Genomic DNA, 25810 nt, shown 5'->3' on the forward strand with positions numbered 1-25810 from the left:
GAGTCCATTACAGCACTCAACTGTCGCTCACTTCGTTCGCTGGACGTCCAAAAGCTGCGCTTTTGGCCGCCCGTTAGCTTAATCGTTAGCTCTTCATACCGGAAACCTGATGGCAGATATAAATAGGTACGAAAAAGAGCTTCATTACGAGAAAGCCAAGTCGTTACTAGCTAGCAACGATTTACAGGATTTACGGTACGCCTGCTTAGAGTTGAGGTATTTCATTGAAGCTCACGCGTACCAGCAACTGCTAGCTGGAGCTGAGGACATACCAAAAACAGTAATAGAAACCTGGCAGCCGAATAAAGCAATAAAATTATTGTTAGCATTCGACGACCTCGCCGACAAGGACTTGCACCTAAGCATATATGATGGAAATGGCGAACCAATAGACACAATAACCTACAACAATATCCCAATAAAGGATCTAAACAAGCTGTATAACTCGCTAGGAAGTTATCTACATCTTCCAATGCCCAAGAAGCTTGCAAGCTACACCATCAACAAAACACAAATCACTAAGATACTCGAGCAATTAGGCAAGTTGACCAAAGGGAATTTGGTAGTAGTAAAAGGCAGTTATCAACACTTCCCATGCGAAGCTTGCGGTCAAAATATCGTATACACAACCCATTATGTTAACTCCAATGAATCAATTGAATGCCAAAACGACTCGTGTCGCGTAACGCATGCGATTAAATCCTCCGAAGACCATGTTTCATTCGGGGCAAAGTACGTTTTTGAGTGCGGCGTTTGCCACAGCGAAGCATCAGTATTTTTCTCCAAAATAGAAGATGGCTACAAATTCAAATGTGATCACTGCAATACAGAATATACATTTGAGATGATTCTGAGGGGCATGCCCGTTGAAGAGCAAAGCTAACAAATGGTTCAAGTCGTTCGCTTCGCTCACTGCGGGGCCGGCTAAAGCCGGCCCCTTAACCAAACGTTATGCATCTTAAAGCGAAGGATCGACAGATGCTCCCCATTACAAGATCACACTACAGAAATTGGTATCCCATCGATAACCGCTATGACTACTACACGTGGCCCATGCAAATTTCAGCGAAGTGTAGGTCTTGCGATGGTTTAGTTATATTCGCCGCGCAAGAGAGGCAGGGGTTTAGGCAAGTTGATCCAGGGGTCTACCTTGTCAGCAAACTACCAACAAGTGCCAGCATCAAAGGTCGCGGCATCTGCTCAAATTGCAAAAAAATAACCGAACACATTAGCTGGCCAACTGATGCTTTCTATTCAATAAAGTTAGCGGCGGGCAACGTGTGGGCCTGGAATGCTGAGTACCTCCAAGTGCTAAAGCAGCACGTAATAGGCAAGCAAAGGAGCGATGCAGCCTATGCAAGAGAAAATGCCCTATTTCTTTACTATCTTGCAAGGCTTCCAAAATATGTGATGCTTAAGAGAAACCGCCCACTCCTGCTCAAAAAGATCGATGCTCTCCTGTCAGTCCGTGCCGCATAACAAACGGTTCAAGACCGTTCGCTTCGCTCACTCTGGACGCCCGCAAGCTACGCTCGCGGTCGCCCCTTAACCTGTCCGTTAGAGCAATCACAGGCACAACAGCATGCAACCGAGACTCCTAGCCCTTCTCACTGCAGTTCTCCTTCCTACGTTTGCGTTTGCTGACTGCAGCAACCCCATTCCAGTAAGTAAGCTTTTGGCAGAGACTCAGAACTACGATGAGAATCCTGTATGCGCCACAGGAAAAATAAATATTGAATTCGAGGAAAACGATCTCTCTGAGGGCAATAAATCAATATGGCTGGGGTTCTTTAAGCGCGGCAGCACTAAAGAGGAAATTGCCAAAGACCAAGCTCGGATGGATGCATGGGCCGCAGAATTTCAAGGCAAATGCGTATATGTGAACGGTCACTTCAGCACAGCTACTAAGGGACACTTCGGCATGTGGCCAGCAGGCATAAATAGCATAAGCAATATCACAGCCGCCCCTAAAAATACGTGCAAGCTCTAACAATGCGTATATGGACTCTCCCCACAAGTAGTGAGAAGTAGCTTTTCCAGCCCTGTCGTCAGTGCGGTTGCATTCGTATATCAGGCCTGTACCGGGCGCTTGCGCCCTGGCCATTCTATAGTTCGCGCAGCGGGGGCCAAGCGATCAATCGATCCCAAGGATCAGCATTGTTATCGGCCTTGTTCCGCTGCAGGACTCGCCTGTTCCGACAGTGCTGCTGCTCACCACAACCACAAGAAAACCAAAACCCTGCTGTCTGCCCGTTCCGAGGCTGATGCTCGGCGGGTCGGTCGGCCGTACGCAAGAGCATCACCGGGGGCGAAGGCACGCAGCCGCTGTCTTCGCCCTGGGTTTTCCTGGCTCAAGCCTTACAGGCTGAAGTCGCCCTCGGCGACGATGGCCTCCAGGGCCAGACGCGGGCTGGGGGTTTCCCGCGCCTGCAGGGCCTCGGGCAGGCTGGCGGCGTCGCCGCGCTTGCCGACCGCGACCATCGCCTGGATTTCATACTCGGCCGGAATCTTCAGCTCGCGGCGCGCCAGCTCCTTGTCGAAGCCGGTCATCGCGTGGGTGTGCCAGCCGGCCAGGTGCGCCTGCAGGGCGAAGAAGCCCCAGGCGGCGCCGGTATCGAAGGCATGCGAAGGGGCGGGCTGCGCCTCGCTCTTGCCCGGCGGCACGAAGCTGGTCTTCGAGACGACCACCAGCAGCGCCGAGGCGTGCTGCGCCCAGCCGCGGTTGAACTCGATCAGCAGGCTCAGGTAGCGCTGCCAGTCGGCGCTTTCGCGGCGCGCGTAGAGGAAGCGCCAGGGCTGCGAGTTGTAGGCCGAGGGCGCCCAGCGCGCGGCTTCGATGAAGCCGAGCAGGGTGGCCTGGGGAATGCTCTCGCCGGTGAAGGCGCGCGGCGACCAGCGCTCGATGAACTGCGGATCGACGGCGTGGGTGGCGACGCGAGGGTTCTTGCTCATGGACTCTCCTTGGGGATTGGGCGCGAATCGGCCGCGGGGCTATAGGGACTGGGGCCATATTGCCTGATCGGCGGCCGGGGTGGGTGCCCGGCGCTCGGCGCCCGGTGAAAGCGGCAAGCCGCGCGGGCGGCTCAGGGCAGGGTGTACAGGCGCTGGTTGTCGGCGTTGAGCTTTCTGACCAGCAGGCCGACGCCAGGGTGGAGCAGAGAGTGGAAGAGGGTACGCAGCTTCATGCCGGTGCTCCCTGGCGGATGGCGGTGGTGGACGGAACGTGACGCTGGGCGGCGGCCGGGTGGCGCGCCGGCAGGCGGTCGCCTTCGCCGAACAGCTTGTGGCGCAGGCTGCCCTCGGCGTAGGCGGTCTTGTACGAACCGCGGCTCTGCAGCTCGGGGATCACCAGGTCGATGAAATCGGTGTAGCTCTCCGGGGTGACGGTGCGCGACAGGTTGAAGCCGTCGACGCCGACGTCGTTGGCCCAGGATTCCAGTTCGTCGGCGACGTAGCTGGCGTCGCCGACCAGGGTCGGGTAGCGGCTGCCCAGGCGGAAGCGGTCGAGCAGCTTGCGGCGGGTGAGGGCGTTGGCCTGGGCGGTCTGCGCCGCCGACTCGATGGCGTTGCCGCCGCGATAGTCGATCGGTTCGTCGAGGCCGTAGCGGGCGAAGTCGACGTTGACGCTGCTGGCGAAGTGGGCCAGGCCGGCCTCGGCGCTGGCGTGCTGCCAGTACTCGTCGAACTTCTCCTGCGCCTCGCGGCGGGTCTTGCCGACCACCGCGGCGATGCCGGCGAAGATCTTCAGGTCCTCCGGCCGCCGCCCGGCGGCCACCGCCTGGGCGCGCAGCTCCTCGACCACCTTGCGGGTGGTGGCCTTGTCCTGGGCGCTGATGAAGATCGCCTCGGCGTGGCGGGCGGCGAACTGCTGGCCGCGCGGCGAGGTGCCGGCCTGGAACAGCAGCGGCGTGCGCTGGATCGACGGCTCGCTGAGGTGGTAGCCGTCGAGCTGGTAGTAGGGCCCCTGGTGCTGCACGCGGTGTACCCGGCTCGGGTCGGCGAACACCCGCGCGGCCTTGTCGCGGCGCACCGCGCCGTCTTCCCAGCTACCTTCCCAGAGCTTGTAGACCAGCTCCAGGTAGTCCTCGGCGCGCGCGTAGCGCTCGTCGTGGGCGGTCAGGCCGTCCAGGCCCATGGCCTTGGCGCCGCTCTCCAGGTAGCCGGTGACGATGTTCCAGCCGATCCGTCCGCGGGTCAGGTGATCGAGCGTCGAGATGCGCCGGGCGAACAGGTAGGGCGGCTCGTAGCTGAGGTTGGAGGTGATGCCGAAGCCCAGGTGCTTGGTCGCCGCGGCCATCGCGGAGACCAAGAGCAGCGGGTCGTTGACCGGCAACTGGATCGACTCGCGCAGGGTGAGGTCGAGCGAGCGCTGGTAGACGTCGTAGACGCCGATGATGTCGGCGATGAACAGGCCGTCGAACAGGCCGCGCTCCAGGGTTCTGGCCAGGTCGGTCCAGTACTCGAGGGTGTTGTAGTCGACCGAGTTGTCGCGCGGGTGGGTCCACAGGCCGTGGTTGATGTGGCCGACGCAGTTCATGTTGAACGCGTTGAGCAGGATCTGCTTCTTCGCCATGGTCAGAGCGCTCCGTGCCGCGGGGGCAGCTGGTCGTTGAGGTAGTAGTTGCCGACCGCGTGGAATTTCCAGCGCACCGGGTCGTGCAGGGTGTGGGTGCGCGCGTTGCGCCAGAAGCGGTCGAGGTTGTGTTCGCTTAGGCTGGCGCCGCTGCCGGCCAGCTCGAATAGCTTCGAACCCGCTTTGAGGGCGATCTCGGTGGTCAGCACGCGCGCCTCGGCGACCGCCACCGAGGCGGCCGCGACGCTGCGCTCGTCGGGCGCGGCCTGGGCGGCGTCGACCACCCGCCCGGCGCGGCGCAGCAGCGCCTCGGCGGCGGTCAGGCGCACGGCGAGGTCGCCGACCCGTTCCAGAATCAGCGGATCGTCGCTGGCGCGCTCGACGCCCGAGTCGATCCACGCCCGGCTGTGCTGGCGCACGAAATCGAGGGCGGCGGCGTAGGCGCCGCGCGCCATGCCCAGGTCGAGGGCGGCGTGGATGATCTGCGCCAGCGGGCCGATGGTGGTCGGGCGGTCGAAGGAGGCCTTGAACGGCACCACCCACTCGTCCTGCACCGGCACGTCGGCGAAGATCACCGAGCCGCTGCCGGTGACGCGCTGGCCGAAGCCGTCCCAGTCGTCGACCACGCTGACCCCGAAGCTCTGCCGTGGCACGAACACCAGCCAGCCGGCGCCCTCGTCGTCCACCGCCAGGGTGGGGATCCAGTGGGCGAACAGCGAGCCGGTGCAGTAGTACTTGCGCCCGTCGATGCGCAGCCGGCCCTGGGCGTCGCGCGACAGGCGGGTGCGGCGCTGGAAGTCCTTGTGGCCGATTTCGGCCAGGGCGTTGCCGAAGCGCTGGCCCTGCAGGGCCAGCTCGTAGAAGAAGCGCTTCTGCGCCTCGCTGCCGCCGACGCGCAGCACCTCCAGCGAGTAGTAGTGGTTCTGCGGGATATGGGCGAGGGAGCTGTCGGCGGCGGCGAGGATCGCCGTCACCTCGGCGAGGGTGACGTTGGACACGCCGGCGCCGCCGTACTCCTTCGGCACGCTGATGCCCCACAGGCCGCTTTGCGTGAAGCGCTCGATCTCCTCCCACGGCAGGCGGCGCTCGCGGTCGCGGCGCGCGGCTTCGACGGCGAATTCGCCCGCCAGCTGGCGGGCCACGGCGAGCGCCTCGGCGTCGTCGCGCAGCACGGCCACCGGGCCGGACGTGGGGCTGACGAAGGAGGCGGCGATCTGCTCGAAAATGCTCATGGCGGGCTCCTCAATTCCACTGGTGGCGCTTGGGCAACACGCCGTTGAGCGCGTAGTTGCCGAGCAGGTGGTACTTCCAGCGCACCGGGTCGTGCAGGGTGTGGGTGCGCGCGTTGCGCCAGTGGCGGTCGAGGTTGTGCTCGCTGCGCGTGGCGGCGGTGCCGGCCAGCTCGAACAGCTTCTCGCTGGCCTCCAGGGCGATCTCGGTGGTGAGGATCTTGGCCATGGCCACCGCCACCGAAGCCTCGGCGCTGGACTCGGCGGTCACCGGCGCGCTCGCGATGCGGTCGAGGGTCTCGGCGGTTTCGCGCAGCACCTCGTTGGCGGCGTGCAGGTCGATCTGCAGGCGGCCGACCGCTTGGACGATGTAGGGGTCGTCGCTGGCGCGTTCGCCGCCGAAGTCGGTCCACGGCCGCGAGCGTTCACGCACGAAGGCCAGGGTGTCGTCGACCGCGGCCTGGGCGATGCCGGCGTCGATGGCCGCCTGGATCAGCTGCGAGGCCGGGCCGCTGAGGCCCGGGCGGTCGATCAGCTGCCACACCGGCAGCACGCTGTCGGCCTCGACCTCGACGCCGCTGAACTGCACGCTGCCGCTGGCGGTGGTGCGTTGGCCGATACCCGTCCAGTCGTCGATCACCTTGACGCCGGCGCCGTGGCGCGGCGCGAAGACCATCACGGTGCGGTCCTGTTCGTCCTGGGCGCGGCTGGGAATCCAGTGGGCGAACAGCGCGCCGGTGGAGTAGAAGCGCGTGCCGGTCAGGCGTAGGACGCCGTCCTCGCGGTGCAGACGGGTGGTCTGCGCCAGCATGCTGGCGGTGCCGCGCGCCGGCCCGGCGTTGCCGAAGCGCTCGCCGGCCAGCACGCGGCCGTACAAGAGCTGCTTCTGTGCGTGGCTGGCGATCTCGTGGATGGCGGCCAGCACGCCGAACTGGTTCTGCGGGATCTGCCCGAGCGCCGGGTCGGCGGCGCACAGCAGGCGGAACACCTCGGCGATGGTCGCGTAGGAGGCGCCGGCGCCGCCGTACTCCCTGGGCACGGCGATGCCGCCCAGGCCGCTGGCGCTGTAGCGATCCAGCTCGTCCCAGGGCAGGCGGCGCTCGCGGTCGCGCTCGGCGGCGCCGGCGGCGAATTCGCCGGCGAGCTGGCGGGCGACGTCGAGGGCCTCGGCGTCGCTGCGGATCACCCGCACGCGGCCCGGATCGAGCGGCAACGGGCGCGGATCCCCGACACGCAGCGTAGTACGCAGCGCAGTCGCCCCCGGCGCCGCCTCGGGGCGGCGCTGCAGAATGTCGGACATGGCGATACTCCTGGCGGGTGGCCGCCGGCGGCGGCGCCCGCATGTCGAAAGGGTTACTTGCGTTTGTTGAGGGCGTGGGCGAGACGGTCGCCGCCGAACTGGATGAGGGTCACCAAGAGCACCAGCAGGACGATCACGGTGACCATCACCTGGGTGTCGAAGCGCTGGTAGCCGTAGCGGTAGGCCAGGTCGCCCAGGCCGCCGGCCCCGATGGCGCCGGCCACCGCCGAGGCGTTGATCATGCTCACCAGGGTGATGGTGAAGCCGGCGACGATGCCCGGCCGCGCCTCGGGCAGCAGCACGTGCCAGACAATGTGCCGGCGCCGGCAGCCCATGGCCTGCGCCGCCTCGATCAGGCCGCGGTCCACCTCGCGCAGGCTGACCTCGGCGATGCGCGCGAAGAATGGGATGCAGGCCACGGTCAGCGGCACCACCGCCGCCCACACGCCGTAGCTGGTGCCGACGATCAGGCGGGTGAAGGGGATCAGCGCGACCATCAGGATCAGGAAGGGGATCGAGCGCAGCACGTTGACCACGCTGCCGATCGCGCCGTTGGCCCAGCGCGCCTCGAAGATGCCGCCGCGCGTGCTGGTGACCAGGAACAGCGCCAGCGGGATGCCGAGCAGCAGGGTGATCGCCGAGGAGGCGCCGATCATCAGCAGGGTGTCGAGGGTGCCCTGCAGCAGGCGGTCAAGCAGCAGTGACATAGCCCAGCCCTCCCACCTTGTCGGCCAGGCCGCGGGCCCGTTCGAGAATCGCTGCCTGCGGCTCGCGCGAGTGGACGCCGACCAGCAGGTGGCCGAGCGCGCGGCCCTGCACGCGGTCGATGCCGCCGTGCAGCAGACGCGCCTGGGCGCCCAGCGTGCGGCCGATGGCCAGCAGGTCCGGCTCGCGCAGGCTGGCGCCGGTGAAGTGCAGGTCGAGCAGGAACAGGCTGCGCTCGCTCTCCGGCTGCGGGCGGATGCGCCCGACCAGATCCTCCGGCAGGTCGTGCTGGCGGGTGCCGAGCAGGCTGCGGGTGACCTCGTGCTGCGGATCGCCGAACACCTGCCACACCGGGCCTTCCTCGACCACGCGACCGCGCTCGAGCACCACCACGCGCTGGCAGATCTCGTGGATCACCTCCATCTCGTGGGTGATCAGCACGATGGTCAGGCCCAGGCGGCGGTTGATGTCGCGCAGCAGGGCGAGGATCGCCTGGGTGCTTTCCGGGTCGAGCGCCGAGGTGGCCTCGTCGCACAGCAGGATCTGCGGCTCGTGGACCAGCGCGCGGGCGATGCCGACGCGCTGCTTCTGCCCGCCGGACAGCTGCGCCGGGTAGACGTCGCGCTTGTCGGCCAGATCGACCAGCTGCAGCAGCTCGGCGACCCGCCGCTCGATCTCCGCCGGGCGCTTGCCGGCGACCTTGAGGGGCAGGGCGACGTTGTCCCAGACGGTCTTCGCCGACAGCAGGTTGAAGTGCTGGAAGATCATGCCGACCCGCCGGCGCAGCTCGACCAGCTGGTTCTCGTCCAGCCCGCCGAGGTCCACGCCGTCGATGCGCACCTGGCCGGCGCTCGGCTGCTCCAGGCGGTTCAAGGTGCGGATCAGCGACGACTTGCCGGCGCCGCTGCGGCCGATGATCCCGAAGATCTCGCCGCGGCGGATGCTCAGGTCGATGCCGTCGAGCGCCCGGACCACGCCCTGGGCGCCGCGGTAGGTCTTGCTCAACCCTTCGACGCGGATGTGGGTGAGCGCCTGCTCGATATCGGCTTCGTAGCGGCTCATGGCATCAGTTCTCCCAGCCCGGCGAGTAGAGCTTGCCCTGGGTCTTGTCGAGAGCCGCGCGGACCACCGGCGAGTTCTGGTAGACCTTGATGAAGGTGCGCAGGCGCGCGTCGTCCTGGCCTTCGGGGCGGGTGACGAACTGGATGGCGTAGATCTTCTGGTCCTGGCCGTCGAAGATCAGCGCGCTTTCCGGGTCGATGGTGCCGGCCAGGCGCAGGTAGTGCGGCATGCCCTGGGCCAGGTCGACGTCGTCCAGGGTGCGCGCCAACTGCACGGCCTCCAGCTCGATGATCTCGATCTTCTTCGGGTTCTCCACGATGTCGGCCACGGTGGTCTGGAAGCCGGTGCCGGGTTTCAACTTGATCAGCCCGGCCTTCTCCAGCAGCAGCAGGCCGCGCGCGCCGTTCACCGCGTCGCCGGCGATGGCCACCTTGGCGCCCACCGGCAGCTCGGCCAGGCTCTTGTACTTCTTCGAGTACAGGCCGACGTTGTTGATCACCCCCGGGGCGACCGGCTTGAGGTCGAAGCCGCCTTCCTTGTTGGCGTTGGTCAGGAAGGGGATGTGCTGGAAGTAGTTGGCGTCGATGTCGCCGGCGGCGAGGGTGACGTTGGGCGTCTTCCAGTCGCTGAACTCGACCAGCTCGACCTTGACGCCTTCCTTGGCGGCTTCCGCGGCGGCGACCTCCAGCACCGGCACGAAGGCGGCGGTGGTGCCGAGCTTCAGCGGCTTGTCGCTGGCGGCGTGGGCGACGCCCAGCGCCGAAGTGGCCACGGCCGCCAGGGTCAGCGACTTCAGCCATTTGGCGACGGCGCGGGACAGGGAAGTGGGGGTGGACATATATAGAACTCCTGAATTCGAATTCGCATTGATCGATAGCGCCGAGTGCGCGGTGAATTGATCAGGAGCAAGTTGGATGCCAGTTTCGAAATAACTCGGCGAATACGACTGATATTGTTGGTTTTATCTGGATCGCTGTCTGAATGTGCGGTGAAGTGTTTGCCGACTGTTGCCAGGCAGACAGTTTGTCGGTGAACAACAGGCGCATTGCTGAGCGGCTGGGCGGCAACTTCCAATAATTGAAACCTGCTGCCGGCGAGTGCGCTTCAACGCGCTGCTGGATATTCAACAGTTCGTGCGTCTGGCTGTCGCTATTTGCGCAGTTGCGCCTCGCCTAGATGGTTTTTTCTAGATAAATCATAGTCTTGGAGATTTTTCTTCGACTGGCACAGCTATTGCTGAATCCCTGGCATTCGATTCGGGCTGAACTCAGCCAAGCGTGCCAAGGAAAAAATCAGATGAGCGTTAATATCAGTCGCAGGTCGGCCCTCAGAACTCTCGCCCTGTTCGGCGGCGCCGGCGCCGCGAGTCTCGTGTTGCCGGGATGCTGGGAAAAGGACAGCGCCAAGAGCGCCGCCGCGCCCGCCGTGGTGAAGAGCGTCGGCGAAAAGGTGGTGGAGTTCAAATACCCGGACAACCCGTCGTTCGACCTGATCTATCTGGCCGAGGAACTGGGTTATTTCGAAGGCACCCTGGCGCGGCCCAAATATGTCGGCAAGATCGCCGCACCGCAGCTGATTCCGCTGGTCGGCACCGGCGAGATCGACTTCGGCATGCGCATGGTGCCGCTGGTGATTTCCGCGATCGCCAGCGGCCTTGACCTCAAGGTGGTGTCCGCCGGCGGCAAGACCCTCGAGGAGGCGCCGCACATGAAGTACTTCGTGCGCAAGGACTCGGGCATCCGCACGCCCAAGGACCTGGAGGGCAAGACCGTCGGCTTCAACAGCTTCGGCGCCTGCGCCGAGTTCGTCACCAAGACCTACCTGCGCCAGCACGGCGTCGACGTGAACAAGATCAACTGGCTGGTGGTGCCGGACAACCAGGGCGAGCAGACCCTGGAGACCGGCAATATCGACCTGGCGATCATCCATCCGCCGCATTCCGGCGGCGCCGAGCACAACCCGGCGCTGCACAAGCTGTGGAGCGACTACGACCTCGACCGCGGCCTGGGCGGCATGGCGCCGTACAGCGCGCACGGCAGGTTCATCCGCGAACATCCCGAGGCGACCCGCGACGTGGTGCGCGCCGTCGCCCGCGCCGCCAACTGGGTCAACGCCAACCCGGAGGAGGGCCGCAAGATCACCGCCAAGCGCATCGGCATGGATCTCAAGAACGTCGAGCGCTACGCCTACGTCGACAACCTAGTGATCACCGAGCCGCCGATCCAGTACTACATCGACATCCTCGAGGCCGAGGGCAAGATCCCGCGCGGCAAGGTCGCCGTGAAGGACGTCTACACCAACGAGTTCAACCCCTTCGCCGGCCAGCAGGCCTGAGGAGCGCAGCGTGAGCGCCAAGATAGTGGCACGCGACCTGCGCATGGAGTTCAGCGCCAGGAACGAGCGCGGCCAGGCCGAGCGGGTGGTCGCCCTGCAGGACTTCGACCTGGAGATCCGCGAGGGCGAGTTCCTCTCGGTGCTCGGCCCCTCGGGCTGCGGCAAGTCGACCTTCCTCAGCATCCTCGCCGGGCTGGCGGAGAAGAGCGGCGGCAGCATCCACATCGACGGCCAGCCGCTGGTGGGCATCAACGCCAACCAGGGCGTGGTGTTCCAGGGCTACGCGCTGTTTCCCTGGCGCACCGTGCTGGAGAACATCGAGGTGGGCCTGGAGATCCGCGGCGTCGGCAAGGCCGAGCGGCGCGAGCGGGCCCGCGAGTACCTGGAGCTGGTCGGCCTGCACGGCTTCGCCGCGCGCTACCCGCACGAGATTTCCGGCGGCATGAAGCAGCGCGTGGCCATCGCCCGCGCGCTGGTCTACCAGCCGGACGTGCTGCTGATGGACGAGCCGTTCGCCGCCCTCGACGCGCAGACCCGCGAGATCCTCCAGGGCGAGCTGCTGCGCATCTGGGACAAGCACAAGATAACCATCGTGTTCATCACCCACAGCCTCGACGAGGCGATCTACCTCTCCGACCGCATCGCGGTGATGACCCACCGGCCCGGGCGGGTCAAGGAGATCCTCGAGGTGCCGCTGGCGCGCCCGCGGCTGGCCGAGGTGCGCAACTGCGCGGAGTTCGTCCAGCTGCGCCAGCGCGCCTGGGAGGTGCTCAAGGACGAGGTGCGCTTCGCCTCGGCGCCGGTGCCGGCACCGACCTCGATACGCGCGGCCGACTGGCCGGCCAGTGCGCAGACCGCCGAAATAAAGGGGTAACCATGAAGTTTTCGCTGAATCTGTCCGGGCTGTTCGAGCGCAGCCTGGGCATCCTCGTTTTCGTGCTGGTCTGGGAGCTGCTGCCGCGCCTGGGGTTGGCCAATCCGGGCTACCTGAGCCCGCCGTCGGCGGTGCTGCAGGCGATCTGGGAGATGGCCCACAACGGCGCGCTGCTCAAGCACCTGGAGGCCAGCCTGTACCGCTCGCTGGCCGGTCTGCTGCTGGCCGTGGCCAGCGGGGTGAGCCTCGGTCTCTTGATGGGCTGGTTCGCCCGCTTCGAGGCCTTCGTCGATCCGCTGCTGCAGTTCTTCCGGCAGACCTCGGCGCTGGCGCTGTTCCCGGTGTTCATCCTGTTCTTCGGCATCGGCGAGCTGTCCAAGGTGGCGATCATCTTCTGGGCGTCGTTCTGGCCGATCCTGCTCAGCACCATCAGCGGGGTGAAGCAGGTCGACAAGCTGCTGATCGACTCGGCGCGCTCGATGGGCGCCTCGCGCGGCTTCCTGTTCGCCAGGGTGGTGCTGCCGGCGGCCGCGCCGTCGATATTCACCGGCATCCGCCTGGCCGGCGCCTACTGCGTCACCGCGCTGGTGGCCGCGGAGATGATCGGCGCGCACTCCGGGCTAGGCTTCTTGACCCTCAACTCGCAGGAGGTCTTCCAGGTGCCGAGCATGTACGCCGGGATCCTGCTGCTGGCGTCGGTTGGCCTGCTGCTCAACTTCGTCCTGGCCCTGCTCGAACGGCGGCTGACCCGCTGGCGCAAGGGGCTGACCCACAATGCCTGAGCTGCTGCTGCCGAGCGGCGCGCACTGGCGCCGGTGCCTGACGGCGGGCGCGGCGCGAGCGCTTCCCCGCGCCGGCCACGTGCGCCTGGCGCTGCTGGCCGCGCTGCTGATCGGAACCGCCCTGCTGGCCAGCCACTGGCTGGCGCCACGCCCGGCCGACCTGCCGCCGGGGCCGCTGCTCGGCCAGGCGCTGGCGCGCGGCAAGCTGCTGGTCGGCGTGCGCGAATACCGCCGCCCGGCCTTGCCCGGCGCCACCGTCGCCGCCGAACCGGACGTGCTCGACGCAGCGCTGGCCAAGGAACTGGGCGCCTACCTGGGCGTGCCGGTGGAGCTGGTCGGCCTGCCGGCCGCGCAGCAGGAGGCGGCGCTGGCCGAGGGGCGCATCGACCTGCTGATCGCCGGCAGCGCCGAGCGCCCGGCGCCGGTCGGCGCGCTCGCCGTGCCGCCTTCGCCGCGCCATGACGAGGGCGCGCTGCTGGTGTTGCGCGGCCTGCCGCTGGAGGCGGCGGCGCCCTTGCGCGGGCGCAGCCTGTGCCTGGCCGAGGGCAGCCCCTACCGCCACCAACTGGTCGCCCGCCACGGCGCGCAGGCGCGCCTGTATCCCTCGGCGGTGCACGCCATCGCCGCCTTCCAGGCCGGCGAGTGCGCCGCGCTGGCCGAGGAGGCGAGCCTGGTCGACTGGCTGCTGCAGCAGCCCGAATGGCGTTTCCACCGCCGCCTGCCCATCGCGCTGCGCGCCGAGGACGCCGGCCACGTGCGCCTGCCGGCCGGCGATGCGCAGGGCAGGGCCTGGCTGGGCGCCGCCCTGGCCGACTGGCAACGGCGCGGCGCCCAGGACGCCGCCCTGGCGCACTGGATCGGCGAGCTGAGCGTCGACGTGCTCAAGCTCGACCAGGGTCTGATCTGCCACTGAATCGCACCACCACCCGACCGATAGAGTCCATCCGCAATGAATATCCCCCTGGATTCCCTGCTCGCCCGCCTCAAGGCCACCGCGGTCGAGCGCGATGCCCGTGGCGGCCACGCCGCCGAGGAAAAGGCGCTGCTGCGCCAGGCCGGCCTGCTCAACCTGTCGATCCCGCGCGTGTTCGGCGGCGAGGAACGCCCCTGGCCGGAAATCTACGCCCTGGTGCGCCGCGTCGCCGCCGTCGACAGCGCGCTGGCGCACGTGCTGGCCTTCCATCACCTGCAGGTCGCCACCGTGCTGATCTACGGCAACGACGAGCAGCACGAGCGCCTGCTGCGCCAGACCGTCGAGCGCCAGCTGTGGTGGGGCAACGGCATGAACCCGCTGGACCGCCGCCTGCTGGCGCGGCGCGGCCAGGACGGCCTGCGCCTCGACGGGGTGAAGTCGTTCTGCTCGGGGATCGTCGGCTCGCAGCTGATGACCCTCTCGGCGGTGCTCGACGACGCCGCCCAGCCGCTACTGGCGGTGGTCTATACCGAGCACCCCGGCGTGCGCATCGTCGACGACTGGGACCCCATCGGCCAGCGGCAGACCGACAGCAACTCGGTGAGTTTCGCCCAGGTGCCGCTGGCCGAGCGCGACGTATTGCGCGCCCCGGAGGTGACGCCGACGCCGTTCCACACCCTGCGCAACTGCTTCGCCCAGCTGGTGCTGGTCAACCTGTACCTGGGCATCGCCGAGGGCGCCTTTGCCGAGGCGCGCCAGTACGCGCACACCCAGGCCCGCCCGTGGCTGGCCTCGCCGGCCGAACACGCCACCGACGACCTGTTCACCCAGAACCGCTTCGGCGAGATGCACGTGCAGATCGCCGCCGCCCGCGCCCTGGCCGACCGCGCCGCCGACAAGGTCGCCGCCGCCTACGCGCGCGGCCCGGCGCTGACTGCCTTTGAGCGCGCCGAGGCGGCGGTGGCGGTAGCCGAGGCCAAGGTGCTCGCCCACCGCGCCGGACTGTTCGCCAGCCAGGAGCTGTTCGAGGTGGTCGGCGCCCGCGGCACCAAGGCCGCGCTGGGCTTCGACCGCTTCTGGCGCAACGTGCGCACCCACACCCTGCACGACCCCATCGACTACAAGCTCAACATGCTCGGCCGCTGGGCGCTGAAGGATGAGGCGCCGGATCCGTTGAATTATTCGTGAATAGCTCCCGGGTTGGGCCAATTCCCCCTACAGGGGGATGGTGGCTTGCTGCACTTGCCGCGTTTTCCGCTGACGACCTTTCAGCTGGCCGCCTCGACGGACGCATCCTTCAAGTCGCGCAACACCTTCAGGAACGACTGCAGCACCGGCGACTGGTCGCCCTTGCGGTACAGGCAGATCAGCTCGATCGTGGAGTCGCCCCGGCTGTGCAGCGGGCGATAGACCACCCCCGGCAGGCGCAGGTTGATCGCCGCCCGCGGCACGATGCTCACCCCCAGGCCGCCGCCGACCAGGGCGATGCTGGTGGTGACGTCGCTCACCTCGTGGGCCACTACCGGCTGCGCCGCGTAGTGCTCGTACATCCGCTGGATCTGGGTCACCAGGCTGCCGCGCACACCGCGCGGGTAGAGGATCAGCGGCTCGTCGAGCATGTCCGCCAGGTCGATGCTCGGCTGCTGCGCCAGCCGGTGGCCTTCGCCCAGGGCCAGCATCAGCGGCTCGTGGCGCACCTCTTCCTGGGCGATGTCCGGCTCGGCCGGCACCAGGCGATTGAAGCCGATGGTCAGGCGCCGCTCGCGCAGGGCCTGGATCTGCGCGTCCTTGTCCATCTGGTGCAGGGCGATCCTCACCCCGGGGTAGGCGGTGGTGAAGCGCTTGAGCACTTGCGGAATGAAATCGAGGATGGCCGAGCCGAAGATGCCGATGGCCAGGCTGCCGCGCTGCCCGGAGGAGAGCGATTTCGACTCCTCGGCGGCGAACTGCAGCTCGCCGAGAATCCGCTGGGCGTGGTGGTAGAAGGCTTCGCCGGCCGCAGTCAGCGCCACCCGCTTGGAGTTGCGCTCCAGCAGCACCGCCGCGATGTCCTCCTCGAGCTGCTGGATCTGCCGGCTCAGCGCCGATTGCGAGATGTAGACCCGTTCGGCGGCGCGATTGAAGTTGAGTTCCTCGGCCACCGCGACGAAATAGCGTAGCTGCCTGATTTCCATTACTGGCTTTCCTCTCGCCCGCAACGATGCATAAAAGTCATTGATCGTTGAATATACAGCATTGGACTGCATCGCTGCCTGACCCTAACGTGGTGTCACAGCCGCCGCCGATCCGCGGCGGCCCCTCCCAGGCCCACATGGCAGGCTTTCCATGCAGTCGACCCCAATCGAACAGTTGAGCGACGAGCTGTACCGCGCGCTCAAGGACAACCAACCCATCGCTCCGCTCAGCGAGCGCCATCCGCAACTGACCCTGCAGCAGGCCTACGAGCTGCAGCTGAACGTGCTCGCCCGCCGCCAGCGTGAGAACGGCGAGCGGGTGATCGGCAAGAAGATCGGCGTCACCAGCCAGGTGGTGATGGAGCAGCTGAAGGTGGACCAGCCGGACTTCGGCCACCTGACCTCGGCGATGCTGCGCGCCGACGGCGCGGCCATTGCCGTGGCGGACCTGATCGCGCCCAAGGCCGAAGGGGAGATCGCCTTCCTGCTCAAGGAGGACCTGCGCGGCCCCGGCCTCACGGTCGCCGACGTGCTGCGCGCCACCGAGTGCGTGATGCCGTGCATCGAGATCGTCGACTCGCGGATTCGCGACTGGCAGATCCGCATTCAGGACACCGTGGCCGACAACGCCTCGTCCGCGCTCTTCGTGCTCGGCGATGCCGCGGTCGATCCGCGCGAGCTGGAGCTGGGCCTGGTCGGCATGACCCTGGAGCTCAACGGCGAAATCGCCAGTACCGGCGCGGGCGCCGCGGCGCTGGGGCATCCGGCCAATGCCGTGGCCTGGCTGGCCAACACCCTGGGAGGCTTCGGCATGGCCCTCGAGGCGGGCGAGGTGATCCTCTCCGGCGCCCTGTCCGCCATGGTGCCGGTCAAGGCCGGCGACAACCTGCGCATCAGCCTGGGCGGCATCGGCTCCGCCAGCGTGCGGTTCACCTGATTGGAGCGAAGCGAAATGGCACTCGACCGGCAGACCATCGAAGAACTGGCCTTGCACCTGGACGGCGCGGAGCAGCAGGCGCGCGCCGTCGCCAAGATCACCGACGCCTTCCCGGACATGGACTGGCAGGACGCCTACGCCATCCAGGACGCGATCCGCGAGCTGAAGCAGGCACGCGGCGTGCGCATCGCCGGCCTGAAGATGGGCCTCACCTCCCACGCGAAGATGCGCCAGATGGGCGTGGTGGAGCCGATCCACGGCTTCGTCACCGACTACGGCGCGGTGGCCGACGGCGGCGAGATCGATACCCGCGGGCTGATCCATCCCAAAGTGGAGGCGGAGATCGCCTTCGTCACCCGGCGGGCGCTGCGCGGTCCGGGCTGCCACGTCGGCACGGTGCTGGCCGCCACCGAACTGGTGCTGCCGGCGGTCGAGGTGATCGACTCGCGCTACGAGAACTTCCGCTTCGACCTGAAGAGCGTGATCGCCGACAACACCTCCTCGGCGCGCTACGTGCTCGGCGGCCGCCCGCACTCGGCGCGCGGCCTCGACCTGAAGAACCTCGGCGTGGTGATGGAGCGCAATGGCCGCATCGTCGCCACCGCCTCCGCCGCCGCGGTGCTGGGCCACCCGGCGCAGAGCGTGGCGATGCTGGCCAACATGCTCGGCGCGCGGGGCCGCGAGATCCCGGCCGGCACCCTGATCCTCACCGGCGGGGTGACCGAAGCGGTCGCCGTCGAGGCCGGCGACAACGTCAACGTGCGCTTCCAGCATCTGGGCAGCGTATCCATGCGCTTCGTTTGAGCGCCCTCGGGAGAAGCAACATGCCGATCATGCAAGTCCACCTCGTCGCCGGTCGCAGCGAAGCGCAGAAAGCCCGTCTGATCGAGGCTCTGACCGCAGCCGCAGTGGAGGCGCTCGACGCGCCCATCGAGTCGGTGCGGGTGATCATCAACGAGGTACCCAACACCGATTTCGGCATCGCCGGACAGACCGCCAAGCAGCGCGGGCGCTGAGCGCCGCGGATCGAACACAACGACAACTACAAGGAGATCCCATGAACGCGACATCCACTCGCTGCAAGGTGGCGATCATCGGCTCGGGCAACATCGGCACCGACCTGATGATCAAGGTGCTGCGCCACGGCCAGCGCCTGGAGATGGCCGCCATGGTCGGCATCGACCCGGCCTCCGACGGCCTGGCCCGCGCCCGCCGCCTGGGCGTGGCGACCACCGCCGACGGGCTGGAGGGCCTGCTGCAGCTGCCGGGCTTCGACGAGATCGGCATCGTCTTCGACGCCACCTCGGCGCAGGCCCATGCCCGCCACAACGAGGCGCTGCAGGCGCGCGGGGTACGAGTCATCGACCTGACGCCGGCGGCCATCGGGCCCTACGTCATTCCGGCGATCAACCTCGACGCCGAGTTGCAGGCGACCAACATCAATATGGTGACCTGCGGCGGGCAGGCGACCATCCCCATCGTCAAGGCCATCGCCCAAGTCACCCCGGTGCACTACGCCGAGATCGTCGCCTCGATCGCCAGCAAGTCCGCAGGCCCGGGCACCCGCGCCAATATCGACGAGTTCACCGAAACCACGTCGAAGGCCATCGAGGTGATCGGCGGGGCGCAGAAGGGCAAGGCGATCATCGTCCTCAACCCGGCCGAGCCGCCGCTGATCATGCGCGACAGCGTGTTCGCCCTCTGCGAGCCGGCGGACCGGGCGGCCATCGCCGCCAGCGTGGAGGCCATGGTGGCGCGGGTGCGCGACTACGTGCCCGGCTACCGGCTCAAGCAGCAGGTGCAGTTCGAGCCGGTCGACACACCGGTCAACGTGCCGGGCGTGGGCCTGCGCCGGGGGCTGAAGGTCTCGGTGTTCCTCGAGGTGGAGGGCGCCGCCCACTACCTGCCGGCCTACGCCGGCAACCTCGACATCATGACCTCGGCGGCGCTGGCCTGTGCCGAGCGGTTGGCGGAGGCGGGGCGGGGGACACGGGCATGAAGCCGGCGCGCCTGCGCATCCGCGAGCGGGTCAGTGGCGCCGTATTCGCCGTGGAGCAGGGCAGCGCGCTGCTGCCGGCGATGGAAGCCGCGCGTTGCCAGGCCATCGCCGTGGGTTGCCGCAACGGCGGATGTGGCGTGTGCAAGGTGCGGGTGCTGCAGGGCGACTTCGATGTCGGCCCGATGAGCCGGCGCCACGTATCGGCGGCGGAGCAGGCCGACGGCCTGGCGCTGGCCTGCCGGTTGTACCCGAGAACGGACATGGAGATCGAACGAATTCTCGAACCCGTTGCAAGAAAGCACTGAATCGATCGTTGAACCCAGCAAAACAACTACAAAATCAGGTGATCCTATGAAAAAAGGTGTTCTGCGCCCCGGCCATGTACAGATCCGCGTGATGGACATGCAACAGGCGCTCAAGCATTACGTCGAGCTGCTCGGCCTCATCAAGACCCATCAGGACAGCCAGGGACGGGTCTACCTGAAGGGCTGGACCGAGGTCGAGCGCTTCTCGGTGGTGCTGGTGCCGGCCGCCGTGCCCGGCATGGACTTCATGGGCTTCAAGGTGATCGACGACCAGACCCTGAGCCGGCTGGCCCTCGACCTGGCCGCCTTCGGTTGCCAGGTGGAGCACATCCCTGCAGGCGAACTGGACTTCTGCGGCCGCCGGGTGCGCTTCCTCGCGCCAACCGGACACTGGATCGAGCTCTACGCGGAGAAGGAGTACACCGGCCGCTGGGGCGTCAGCGAAACCAATCCCGAGGCCTGGCCGCGTGGCCTGCGCGGCATGCGGGCGATGAGCTTCGACCACTGCCAGCTGCACGGCAGCAACCTGCCGCTGACCCGCGAGCTGTTCGTCGACGTGCTCGGCTTCCATCTCAGCGAACAGGTGCTCGACGCCAACGGCAACAGCGTCGCCGACTGGCTGTCGATTTCGATCAAGGCCCACGACATCGCCTTCGTCGGCGACGGCAACGACGGCGCCTTCCACCATGCCGGCTTCCTGCTCGAGACCTGGGAGACGCTGCTGCGCGCCGGCGACCTGCTGACCATGACCGACACCTCGCTCGACGTCGGCCCGACCCGGCACGGTATCACCCATGGGCAGAGCATGTACTTCTTCGACCCCTCGGGTAACCGCAACGAGGTTTTCGCCGGCGGCGACTTCCACTACCCCGACCAGAAGCCGGTCACCTGGCACGAGAAGGACCTGGGCAAGGCGATCTTCTATCACAGCCGCATGCTCAACGAGCGCTTCCTGACCGTGATGACCTGACCCGGCGCGCTATCCCAGGAGGGAAACCGCATGAACAAGAAACTCTATATCTCCGACGTGACCCTGCGCGACGGCAGCCACGCCATCCGCCATCAGTACACCTTGGACGACGTGCGGGCCATCGCCCGCGCGCTGGACCAGGCTCGCGTGGACAGCATCGAGGTCGCCCACGGCGACGGCCTGCAGGGCTCGTCGTTCAACTACGGCTTCGGTCGCCACAGCGATCTCGAATACATCGAGGCGGTGGCCGGCGAGATCAGCCACGCGAAGATTGCCACCCTGCTGCTGCCGGGTATCGGCACCGTGCACGACCTGCACAATGCCTACGCGGCCGGAGCGCGGGTGGTGCGCGTCGCCACCCACTGCACCGAGGCGGACGTATCCCGCCAGCACATCGAGTACGCCCGCCACCTCGGCATGGACACCGTGGGCTTTCTGATGATGAGCCACATGATCCCCGCCGCGCAGCTGGCCGCGCAGGGCAAGCTGATGGAAAGCTACGGCGCCACCTGCATCTACATGGCCGACTCCGGCGGGGCGATGAGCATGCAGGACGTGCGCGAGCGCATGCGCGCGTTCCGCGCGGTGCTGAGGCCCGAGACCCAGCTCGGCATGCACGCCCATCACAACCTGAGCCTCGGCGTGGCCAATTCCATCGTCGCGGTGGAGGAGGGGTGCGATCGGATCGACGCCTCGCTGGCCGGCATGGGCGCCGGCGCCGGCAATGCGCCGCTGGAGGTGTTCATTGCCGCCGCCGAACGGCTGGGCTGGAACCACGGCACCGACCTTTACCGGCTGATGGACGCCGCCGACGACCTGGTGCGCCCGCTGCAGGACCGCCCGGTGCGCGTCGACCGCGAGACCCTCGGCCTCGGTTACGCGGGCGTCTATTCGAGCTTCCTGCGTCACGCCGAGCTGGCGGCGGACCGGTACGGGCTGAAGACCCTGGACATCCTGGTCGAGCTGGGCAAGCGGCGAATGGTCGGCGGCCAGGAGGACATGATCGTCGACGTCGCCCTGGATCTGTTGAAGAAGGCCGGCTGAGGCGACGGAGCACGCACATGAACGACAAGAACAATATGAATGCGGTCATTGCGGAAAACCCGGCGCACGCCGGCCTGGTCTTCACCCGGCAGCCGCTGCGCGGGCTGCTGGGCCTGGCCGGGGTCATCGCGCTGTCGCTGGCGCTGATCGGTTGCTTCAGCGGCGAGTTCTTCGCCACCTGGGTGACCTTCTTCGTGGTCTGCTGCGTGCCGGTACAGATCGTCCTGTCGATGCTCTGGCGCAACCAGTACCCGGCCTGGCTGGGCGGCCTGCCGCAGCCGGCGCGGGGGCTGGGCCTGCTCGGCCTGGCGCTGCTCGGCGGCGCGCTGGTCGCGATCCTGGTGTTCGTCACCCAGGCCCGTCTGGCCGGGCCGCCGACGCCGTTCACGCTGATGTACGTGATCTTCTGCGTGCTGCTGACCTTCTGGTGGGTCATCGTCTGGGAGTGCTGGCCGCTGTCGGCGCTGACCCGGCAACCGCTGGCGCTGGGCCTGGGCACGCTGCTGGTCGCCTACCTGCTCGGCTACCGGCTGTTCACCGCGCTGTTCGACTTCTCGGCGCTGGCCGGCGCTCCGTTCTATCGCGCCGATCTGGACCCGCACGGCGCGGTGCCGGCCTTCGAGATGCTCGCCTTCGCGGTGACCACCGTCGGCGTGATGTTCGCCTGCATGCTGCTGGACTTCTGGCCGCTGGCGAACATCCCGCGGCTGTGCCGGCAGCCCGTCGCCGGGTTGGCGCGCAGTGCGCTGGTGCTCGTGCTGAGCGGCATCTTCTACGCGGCGGGCACCCGCGGACTGGGCATCGAGCCGGTGCCCTTCATGGTGCATGGGGCGATCGGCCTGCTGTTCGGTGCGCTGGTGCCGCTGCTGATGTTCGAGGGGCAGTTGTTCGCGCCGCTGGCGCAGCCGCTGCGCGGCGTCCTGCAACTGGGCGTCGCCGTGCTGGCCGGCGCCGTGCTGCCGCGCCTGTACTGGGCCGGGGCGCCCTGGCTCAGCGGCCCGCTGAGCGCGGGCGCCCCGGCCTACGGCCAGGAGCTCTGGCTGGCCTCGGCGCTGCTGGCCATGACCTTCCCGCTGCTGGTGGCCTTCAGCCAATTCCTCGACTTCTGGCCGCTGCGCCGAAGCTGATCCCCCTCCCGTCACCTTTCCCCGAACGCGCGCCCGACACCGTCAGGCGAGGCCGGGCGCGCGTTCGCCCTGAAAATGGATCATCGACATGCACAACAACAATCGACATCCCGGGCTGCCGCTGTGGCTGGTCGCCGCCCTCGCTGGCGCCGGGCAGGCCTGCTGGGCCACCGAAGGCCGCGGCTCGTCCTACCCCATGGGGGCGGAGAACTACATGTCCGGGGCGCTGCCGCCGCCCGGATGGTACGCCCAGGTCTACGCCGAGCATTACACCGCGGAGGACCTCAAGGACGACGACGGCCATTCCCTGCCGGTGGATTTCCGTCTGCGCGCCAGCGTGATCGCCCCGCGCCTGGTGTGGGTCACCGAGCAGAAGCTCTTCGGCGGCGACCTGGCACTGCAGACCATCGCCCCGCTGGTCGACCTAAGCGTGACGGTCAATGGCGACCGCGATCATCGCCAGGGCCTGGGCGACATGATCTTCGGACCCGCCTTGGGCTACCACTACAGCGACCAGTTTCATGCCGTCTACGCGCTGGACATCATTGCGCCGACCGGCGAGTACGAACGCGGCCGGCAGGCCAACATCGGCCGCCACTACTGGGCGGTCGAGCCAGTGGCGGCGTTCAGCTACGTCGATCCCGCCGGCCCGAACCTCGACCTGAAGCTGATGTACGACTTCAATGCGCGCAATTCCGCCACCGACTACCGCTCGGGGCGCGAGGCGCACGCCGACTATGCCCTGGGCTGGGGACTGGACAATGGCTGGGTGGTGGGCGTCGGCGGCTACGTCTATCGCCAGGTGAGCGGCGACGACCAGTCCGGTGCGCAGGTGGACGACAACAAGGGGCGCGCCTTCGCCATCGGTCCTTCGCTCAAGTACAGCAGCCCGTCCGGCTGGTTCCTCACCGCCAAGTGGCAACAGGAAAGCGCCGTGCGCAACCGTCCGGAAGGCGACGCCTACTGGCTGAAACTGACCATGCCGCTGTAAGCCCGTGTCGGGCGTGCGCTTCCGCTCCCTGAGAGCCCGGGAGCGCACGCCCGACTTTCTCTCTCGGCCATGCGCCAGACGCTGGCGCCGGCACGCCCGTCGCGCGCCGATCGACGCGATCACAGAGAAAATTGCTACCTCGGCAAGAACACTGTCCGCCTCGCGGCGCTGGTCGGCCGGATGTGATTGGCGCTCAGCCCGACGTATCGCAGCCGCCGCTCTGGCCCGCGCCTTTCGCCTTTCGGCGCGGAGAAGTGGAGCGTTCCGTCGGGAGTAGCGAAACCCTCATAAAGATAGGCAAAAAGATTATTTAAGATCGATTTTATATTCCCATATAGTCTCTTTGCCGCGTACTTATAGGCCAACCGTTGAGCCGCGCATGAACCGGATGGACGCGCCACCCGCGTCCGCATCGATCCCTCGCGTTACCCACGCGACCATGCGTATGGAGTGCTCCCATGTCTGCGGTTGAAGCCCTGTTGGCCGTTCCCGAAAGCCCGTCCCAGTCGTTCGAGGTGCGTCCGCTGGATGCGCCGTTCGGCGCGGAGATCCTCGGTCTCGATCTGTCCCGGCCGCTCAACGCGGAAGACTTCGCCAGCGTGCACCACGCCCACCTGGTTCACGGCCTGCTGGTGTTCCGCGACCAGCACATCACCCCCGAGCAGCACATCGCCTTCAGCCGCCGCTTCGGCGAGCTGCAGATCCACGTGCTCAAGCAGTTCCTGCTCGCCGGCCATCCGGAGGTGTTCATCATCTCCAACATCGTCGAGAACGGTCAGCCGATCGGCTTGGGCGACGCCGGCAAGTTCTGGCACTCCGACCTGTCCTACAAGGAACTGCCCAGCCTCGGCTCGATGCTCTACGCCCAGGAGCTGCCGGAGGAGGGCGGCGACACCCTGTTCGCCAGCCAGCAGCAGGCCTTCGAGACCCTGCCGGCCGAGCTGCGCCAGGCCATCGAAAGCAAGCACGCCGCGCACTCCTACACCGCGCGCTACGCCGACGAGGTGTTCACCGGCATCCATCGCCCGACGCTGACCGCCGCGCAGCTCGCCGAGGTCAAGGCGGTGGTTCACCCGGTGGTGCGCACCCACCCGGAAACCGGGCGCAAGGGCCTGTTCGTCAACGAGAACTTCACCACCCATATCGAAGGGCTGGCGGAAGACGAAAGCCGCGCGCTGCTCGCCGAGCTGTTCGCCCACAGCGCGCGCCCCGAGTTCGTCTACCGCCACAAGTGGCAGCCCCACGACCTGCTGTTCTGGGACAACCGCGCGCTGATCCACCTGGCCACCGGCTGCCCGTCGCATCTGCGCCGGCGCATGCACCGCACCACCATCCAGGGCGACGCGCCCTTCTGATTTCCCTTTTTCCAGCGCAGCCCCCATCCGCCGTGCCCGCGAGGCGCGGCCGGGGCTGCGCGCATCGGCCATTTTTCGAGGAGTTCGCCATGACCTTCAAACCACGTTTCCCCGCTCTGTCCCGTCTCGGCCGCCTGGCCGGCGGCGTCGGCCTGTCGCTGAGCCTCCTGGCCGGCGGCCTGGCGGCGCCGACCGTGGCCCACGCCGAGGGCGAGATCCGCATCGCCGAGCAGTTCGGCATCGTCTACCTGCTGCTCAACGTGGTGCGCGACCAGCAGCTGATCGAGAAGCACGGCAAGGAAGCCGGCCTCGACATCAAGGTCGACTGGACCCAGCTGTCCGGCGGCGCGGCGGTCAACGACGCGCTGCTGTCCGGCTCCATCGACATCGCCGGCGCCGGCATCGGCCCGCTGCTGACCGTCTGGGACCGCACCCACGGCAAGCAGAACGTCAAGGGCGTCGCCTCGCTGGGCAACTTCCCCTACTACCTGCTGAGCAACAATCCGCAGGTCAAGACGATCGCCGACCTGACCGAGAAGGACCGCATCGCCGTGCCGGCGGTGGGCGTGTCGATCCAGTCGCGCTTCCTGCAGTACGCCGCCGCCAAGCAGTGGGGCGACAAGGAGTTCGACCGCCTGGACAAGTACACCGTGGCCCTGCCGCACCCGGAGGCCACCGCGGCGCTGACCAGCGGCGGCACCGAGCTGACCGGCCACTTCTCCAACCCGCCGTTCCAGAACCAGGCGCTGGACAACCCCAACGTGCACGTGGTGCTCGACACCTACAAGCTGCTCGGCCCGAACTCGCCGACCGTGCTGTACAGCACCGAGAAGTTCCGCGCGGAAAATCCGAAGACCTACCAGGCCTTCGTCGCCGCCCTGGCCGAGGCGGCCGAGTTCGCCCAGAAGGACAAGGCGGCGGCCGCCGACACCTACATCCGCGTGACCAAGGCGAAGATCAGCAAGGAAGACCTGCTGAAGATCATCGACAACGAGCAGTTCCAGTTCAGCGTGACGCCGACCGGCACCTACCAGCTGGCCGAGTTCCTGCATCGCGTCGGCGCGCTGAAGAACAAGCCGGCCTCCTGGCAGGACTACTTCTTCGCCGACCCGCGCCTGGGTCAGGGGAGCTGAGTC

27 protein-coding genes are annotated in these 25810 nt (G+C 67.0%); 19 read left to right on the forward strand and 8 right to left on the reverse strand.

What is annotated here, in order from left to right; genetic code table 11:
* Positions 1 to 109: 109 nt before the first annotated feature.
* The 3 genes from LMJ29_RS02045 to LMJ29_RS02055 all read left to right on the forward strand — a co-directional run bounded on the left by LMJ29_RS02045 (position 110) and on the right by LMJ29_RS02055 (position 1990).
* Positions 110 to 883, forward strand: a complete 774-nt coding sequence (locus LMJ29_RS02045; protein WP_229603556.1) for a hypothetical protein — start codon at positions 110 to 112, stop codon at positions 881 to 883.
* Positions 884 to 978: 95 nt separating this feature from the next.
* Positions 979 to 1479, forward strand: a complete 501-nt coding sequence (locus LMJ29_RS02050; protein ID WP_229603558.1) for a hypothetical protein — start codon at positions 979 to 981, stop codon at positions 1477 to 1479.
* A 103-nt stretch (positions 1480 to 1582) separates the two neighbouring features.
* Positions 1583 to 1990: a hypothetical protein gene (locus tag LMJ29_RS02055; protein ID WP_229603561.1), complete on the forward strand. Its 408-nt coding sequence runs from the start codon at positions 1583 to 1585 to the stop codon at positions 1988 to 1990.
* Positions 1991 to 2358: 368 nt separating this feature from the next.
* On the opposite strand, the gene LMJ29_RS02060 is transcribed toward LMJ29_RS02055, so the two are convergent.
* The 7 genes from LMJ29_RS02060 to LMJ29_RS02090 all read right to left on the reverse strand — a co-directional run bounded on the left by LMJ29_RS02060 (position 2359) and on the right by LMJ29_RS02090 (position 9707).
* Entirely contained in the window at positions 2359 to 2952 is a 594-nt protein-coding gene (locus LMJ29_RS02060; protein ID WP_229603563.1) for a nitroreductase family protein, read from the reverse strand.
* 229 nt (positions 2953 to 3181) lie between these two features.
* On the reverse strand, positions 3182 to 4573 hold the full coding sequence (locus tag LMJ29_RS02065) for an LLM class flavin-dependent oxidoreductase (protein ID WP_229603565.1): 1392 nt from the start codon (positions 4571 to 4573) through the stop codon (positions 3182 to 3184).
* A gap of 2 nt (positions 4574 to 4575) precedes the next feature.
* Positions 4576 to 5805, reverse strand: a complete 1230-nt coding sequence (locus LMJ29_RS02070; RefSeq protein WP_229603567.1) for an SfnB family sulfur acquisition oxidoreductase — start codon at positions 5803 to 5805, stop codon at positions 4576 to 4578.
* A gap of 10 nt (positions 5806 to 5815) precedes the next feature.
* Positions 5816 to 7102 (reverse strand): SfnB family sulfur acquisition oxidoreductase, encoded by a 1287-nt coding sequence (locus LMJ29_RS02075; RefSeq protein ID WP_229603569.1) that lies wholly within the window; start codon positions 7100 to 7102, stop codon positions 5816 to 5818.
* Positions 7103 to 7155: 53 nt separating this feature from the next.
* Positions 7156 to 7809 carry a methionine ABC transporter permease gene (locus LMJ29_RS02080; protein ID WP_229603571.1) on the reverse strand — a complete coding sequence of 218 codons (654 nt, stop codon included), beginning with the start codon at positions 7807 to 7809 and terminating at the stop codon, positions 7156 to 7158.
* A complete protein-coding gene (locus LMJ29_RS02085) occupies positions 7793 to 8869 on the reverse strand; it encodes a methionine ABC transporter ATP-binding protein (protein ID WP_229603572.1) in 1077 nt (358 codons plus the stop codon). Before LMJ29_RS02085 ends, LMJ29_RS02080 begins: the two co-directional genes overlap by 17 nt.
* A 4-nt stretch (positions 8870 to 8873) precedes the next feature.
* On the reverse strand, positions 8874 to 9707 hold the full coding sequence (locus LMJ29_RS02090; RefSeq protein WP_229603574.1) for a MetQ/NlpA family ABC transporter substrate-binding protein: 834 nt from the start codon (positions 9705 to 9707) through the stop codon (positions 8874 to 8876).
* A gap of 458 nt (positions 9708 to 10165) precedes the next feature.
* Here LMJ29_RS02090 and LMJ29_RS02095 point away from each other — a divergent pair, with 458 nt between their 5' ends.
* The 5 genes from LMJ29_RS02095 to LMJ29_RS02115 are packed head-to-tail and all read left to right on the forward strand — an operon-like array spanning position 10166 to position 14960.
* Positions 10166 to 11203 carry an ABC transporter substrate-binding protein gene (locus tag LMJ29_RS02095; RefSeq protein ID WP_229603575.1) on the forward strand — a complete coding sequence of 346 codons (1038 nt, stop codon included), beginning with the start codon at positions 10166 to 10168 and terminating at the stop codon, positions 11201 to 11203.
* 43 nt (positions 11204 to 11246) lie between these two features.
* Positions 11247 to 12077, forward strand: a complete 831-nt coding sequence (locus tag LMJ29_RS02100) for an ABC transporter ATP-binding protein (protein ID WP_264758737.1) — start codon at positions 11247 to 11249, stop codon at positions 12075 to 12077.
* Between the two features lie 2 nt (positions 12078 to 12079).
* Positions 12080 to 12859 carry an ABC transporter permease gene (locus LMJ29_RS02105; RefSeq protein WP_229603580.1) on the forward strand — a complete coding sequence of 260 codons (780 nt, stop codon included), beginning with the start codon at positions 12080 to 12082 and terminating at the stop codon, positions 12857 to 12859.
* Complete coding sequence (locus LMJ29_RS02110; RefSeq protein WP_229603583.1) at positions 12852 to 13772, forward strand: type 2 periplasmic-binding domain-containing protein; 921 nt, start codon at positions 12852 to 12854, stop codon at positions 13770 to 13772. Before LMJ29_RS02105 ends, LMJ29_RS02110 begins: the two co-directional genes overlap by 8 nt.
* 36 nt (positions 13773 to 13808) lie before the next feature.
* Positions 13809 to 14960 carry an acyl-CoA dehydrogenase family protein gene (locus LMJ29_RS02115; protein WP_229603586.1) on the forward strand — a complete coding sequence of 384 codons (1152 nt, stop codon included), beginning with the start codon at positions 13809 to 13811 and terminating at the stop codon, positions 14958 to 14960.
* 80 nt (positions 14961 to 15040) lie between these two features.
* Here the strand turns inward: LMJ29_RS02115 and LMJ29_RS02120 are convergent, their stop codons facing one another.
* Positions 15041 to 15946 carry a LysR family transcriptional regulator gene (locus tag LMJ29_RS02120; protein WP_229603589.1) on the reverse strand — a complete coding sequence of 302 codons (906 nt, stop codon included), beginning with the start codon at positions 15944 to 15946 and terminating at the stop codon, positions 15041 to 15043.
* 151 nt (positions 15947 to 16097) lie between these two features.
* Here LMJ29_RS02120 and LMJ29_RS02125 point away from each other — a divergent pair, with 151 nt between their 5' ends.
* The 11 genes from LMJ29_RS02125 to LMJ29_RS02175 all read left to right on the forward strand — a co-directional run bounded on the left by LMJ29_RS02125 (position 16098) and on the right by LMJ29_RS02175 (position 25807).
* Positions 16098 to 16883, forward strand: a complete 786-nt coding sequence (locus LMJ29_RS02125; RefSeq protein ID WP_229603592.1) for a fumarylacetoacetate hydrolase family protein — start codon at positions 16098 to 16100, stop codon at positions 16881 to 16883.
* A gap of 15 nt (positions 16884 to 16898) precedes the next feature.
* A complete protein-coding gene (dmpH, locus tag LMJ29_RS02130; RefSeq protein WP_229603595.1) occupies positions 16899 to 17687 on the forward strand; it encodes a 2-oxo-3-hexenedioate decarboxylase in 789 nt (262 codons plus the stop codon).
* A gap of 20 nt (positions 17688 to 17707) precedes the next feature.
* Entirely contained in the window at positions 17708 to 17899 is a 192-nt protein-coding gene (locus LMJ29_RS02135) for a tautomerase family protein (protein WP_229603598.1), read from the forward strand.
* Positions 17900 to 17940: 41 nt separating this feature from the next.
* A complete protein-coding gene (locus LMJ29_RS02140) occupies positions 17941 to 18882 on the forward strand; it encodes an acetaldehyde dehydrogenase (acetylating) (protein ID WP_229603601.1) in 942 nt (313 codons plus the stop codon).
* Positions 18879 to 19187 (forward strand): 2Fe-2S iron-sulfur cluster-binding protein, encoded by a 309-nt coding sequence (locus LMJ29_RS02145; protein WP_229603604.1) that lies wholly within the window; start codon positions 18879 to 18881, stop codon positions 19185 to 19187. Before LMJ29_RS02140 ends, LMJ29_RS02145 begins: the two co-directional genes overlap by 4 nt.
* Before the next feature lie 46 nt (positions 19188 to 19233).
* The gene (locus tag LMJ29_RS02150; protein ID WP_229603607.1) at positions 19234 to 20157 is read left to right on the forward strand and encodes a catechol 2,3-dioxygenase; all 924 of its coding nucleotides are present in this window, start codon (positions 19234 to 19236) and stop codon (positions 20155 to 20157) included.
* Positions 20158 to 20187: 30 nt separating this feature from the next.
* Positions 20188 to 21201, forward strand: coding sequence for a 4-hydroxy-2-oxovalerate aldolase (gene dmpG / locus LMJ29_RS02155; protein WP_229603610.1), 1014 nt, complete (start codon positions 20188 to 20190; stop codon positions 21199 to 21201).
* Between the two features lie 17 nt (positions 21202 to 21218).
* Entirely contained in the window at positions 21219 to 22328 is a 1110-nt protein-coding gene (locus tag LMJ29_RS02160) for a hypothetical protein (protein ID WP_229603613.1), read from the forward strand.
* 88 nt (positions 22329 to 22416) lie between these two features.
* On the forward strand, positions 22417 to 23319 hold the full coding sequence (locus tag LMJ29_RS02165) for a SphA family protein (protein WP_229603615.1): 903 nt from the start codon (positions 22417 to 22419) through the stop codon (positions 23317 to 23319).
* Positions 23320 to 23777: 458 nt separating this feature from the next.
* Positions 23778 to 24674, forward strand: a complete 897-nt coding sequence (locus LMJ29_RS02170) for a TauD/TfdA dioxygenase family protein (protein WP_229603618.1) — start codon at positions 23778 to 23780, stop codon at positions 24672 to 24674.
* 89 nt (positions 24675 to 24763) lie between these two features.
* Positions 24764 to 25807, forward strand: a complete 1044-nt coding sequence (locus LMJ29_RS02175; RefSeq protein ID WP_229603621.1) for an ABC transporter substrate-binding protein — start codon at positions 24764 to 24766, stop codon at positions 25805 to 25807.
* Positions 25808 to 25810 lie beyond the last annotated feature (3 nt).

The organism is Pseudomonas oryzagri (assembly GCF_020831405.1).
GTDB lineage: Bacteria > Pseudomonadota > Gammaproteobacteria > Pseudomonadales > Pseudomonadaceae > Geopseudomonas > Geopseudomonas oryzagri.

What these genes read in the sequence shown, in the direction of transcription:
- LMJ29_RS02045 (WP_229603556.1), top strand. Translation starts at nt 110, where the DNA reads ATGGCAGATATAAATAGGTACGAAAAAGAGCTTCATTACGAGAAAGCC.
- LMJ29_RS02050 (WP_229603558.1), top strand. Translation starts at nt 979, where the DNA reads ATGCTCCCCATTACAAGATCACACTACAGAAATTGGTATCCCATCGAT.
- LMJ29_RS02055 (WP_229603561.1), top strand. Translation starts at nt 1,583, where the DNA reads ATGCAACCGAGACTCCTAGCCCTTCTCACTGCAGTTCTCCTTCCTACG.
- LMJ29_RS02060 (WP_229603563.1), bottom strand. Translation starts at nt 2,952, where the DNA reads ATGAGCAAGAACCCTCGCGTCGCCACCCACGCCGTCGATCCGCAGTTC.
- LMJ29_RS02065 (WP_229603565.1), bottom strand. Translation starts at nt 4,573, where the DNA reads ATGGCGAAGAAGCAGATCCTGCTCAACGCGTTCAACATGAACTGCGTC.
- LMJ29_RS02070 (WP_229603567.1), bottom strand. Translation starts at nt 5,805, where the DNA reads ATGAGCATTTTCGAGCAGATCGCCGCCTCCTTCGTCAGCCCCACGTCC.
- LMJ29_RS02075 (WP_229603569.1), bottom strand. Translation starts at nt 7,102, where the DNA reads ATGTCCGACATTCTGCAGCGCCGCCCCGAGGCGGCGCCGGGGGCGACT.
- LMJ29_RS02080 (WP_229603571.1), bottom strand. Translation starts at nt 7,809, where the DNA reads ATGTCACTGCTGCTTGACCGCCTGCTGCAGGGCACCCTCGACACCCTG.
- LMJ29_RS02085 (WP_229603572.1), bottom strand. Translation starts at nt 8,869, where the DNA reads ATGAGCCGCTACGAAGCCGATATCGAGCAGGCGCTCACCCACATCCGC.
- LMJ29_RS02090 (WP_229603574.1), bottom strand. Translation starts at nt 9,707, where the DNA reads ATGTCCACCCCCACTTCCCTGTCCCGCGCCGTCGCCAAATGGCTGAAG.
- LMJ29_RS02095 (WP_229603575.1), top strand. Translation starts at nt 10,166, where the DNA reads ATGAGCGTTAATATCAGTCGCAGGTCGGCCCTCAGAACTCTCGCCCTG.
- LMJ29_RS02100 (WP_264758737.1), top strand. Translation starts at nt 11,247, where the DNA reads ATGGAGTTCAGCGCCAGGAACGAGCGCGGCCAGGCCGAGCGGGTGGTC.
- LMJ29_RS02105 (WP_229603580.1), top strand. Translation starts at nt 12,080, where the DNA reads ATGAAGTTTTCGCTGAATCTGTCCGGGCTGTTCGAGCGCAGCCTGGGC.
- LMJ29_RS02110 (WP_229603583.1), top strand. Translation starts at nt 12,852, where the DNA reads ATGCCTGAGCTGCTGCTGCCGAGCGGCGCGCACTGGCGCCGGTGCCTG.
- LMJ29_RS02115 (WP_229603586.1), top strand. Translation starts at nt 13,809, where the DNA reads ATGAATATCCCCCTGGATTCCCTGCTCGCCCGCCTCAAGGCCACCGCG.
- LMJ29_RS02120 (WP_229603589.1), bottom strand. Translation starts at nt 15,946, where the DNA reads ATGGAAATCAGGCAGCTACGCTATTTCGTCGCGGTGGCCGAGGAACTC.
- LMJ29_RS02125 (WP_229603592.1), top strand. Translation starts at nt 16,098, where the DNA reads ATGCAGTCGACCCCAATCGAACAGTTGAGCGACGAGCTGTACCGCGCG.
- dmpH (WP_229603595.1), top strand. Translation starts at nt 16,899, where the DNA reads ATGGCACTCGACCGGCAGACCATCGAAGAACTGGCCTTGCACCTGGAC.
- LMJ29_RS02135 (WP_229603598.1), top strand. Translation starts at nt 17,708, where the DNA reads ATGCCGATCATGCAAGTCCACCTCGTCGCCGGTCGCAGCGAAGCGCAG.
- LMJ29_RS02140 (WP_229603601.1), top strand. Translation starts at nt 17,941, where the DNA reads ATGAACGCGACATCCACTCGCTGCAAGGTGGCGATCATCGGCTCGGGC.
- LMJ29_RS02145 (WP_229603604.1), top strand. Translation starts at nt 18,879, where the DNA reads ATGAAGCCGGCGCGCCTGCGCATCCGCGAGCGGGTCAGTGGCGCCGTA.
- LMJ29_RS02150 (WP_229603607.1), top strand. Translation starts at nt 19,234, where the DNA reads ATGAAAAAAGGTGTTCTGCGCCCCGGCCATGTACAGATCCGCGTGATG.
- dmpG (WP_229603610.1), top strand. Translation starts at nt 20,188, where the DNA reads ATGAACAAGAAACTCTATATCTCCGACGTGACCCTGCGCGACGGCAGC.
- LMJ29_RS02160 (WP_229603613.1), top strand. Translation starts at nt 21,219, where the DNA reads ATGAACGACAAGAACAATATGAATGCGGTCATTGCGGAAAACCCGGCG.
- LMJ29_RS02165 (WP_229603615.1), top strand. Translation starts at nt 22,417, where the DNA reads ATGCACAACAACAATCGACATCCCGGGCTGCCGCTGTGGCTGGTCGCC.
- LMJ29_RS02170 (WP_229603618.1), top strand. Translation starts at nt 23,778, where the DNA reads ATGTCTGCGGTTGAAGCCCTGTTGGCCGTTCCCGAAAGCCCGTCCCAG.
- LMJ29_RS02175 (WP_229603621.1), top strand. Translation starts at nt 24,764, where the DNA reads ATGACCTTCAAACCACGTTTCCCCGCTCTGTCCCGTCTCGGCCGCCTG.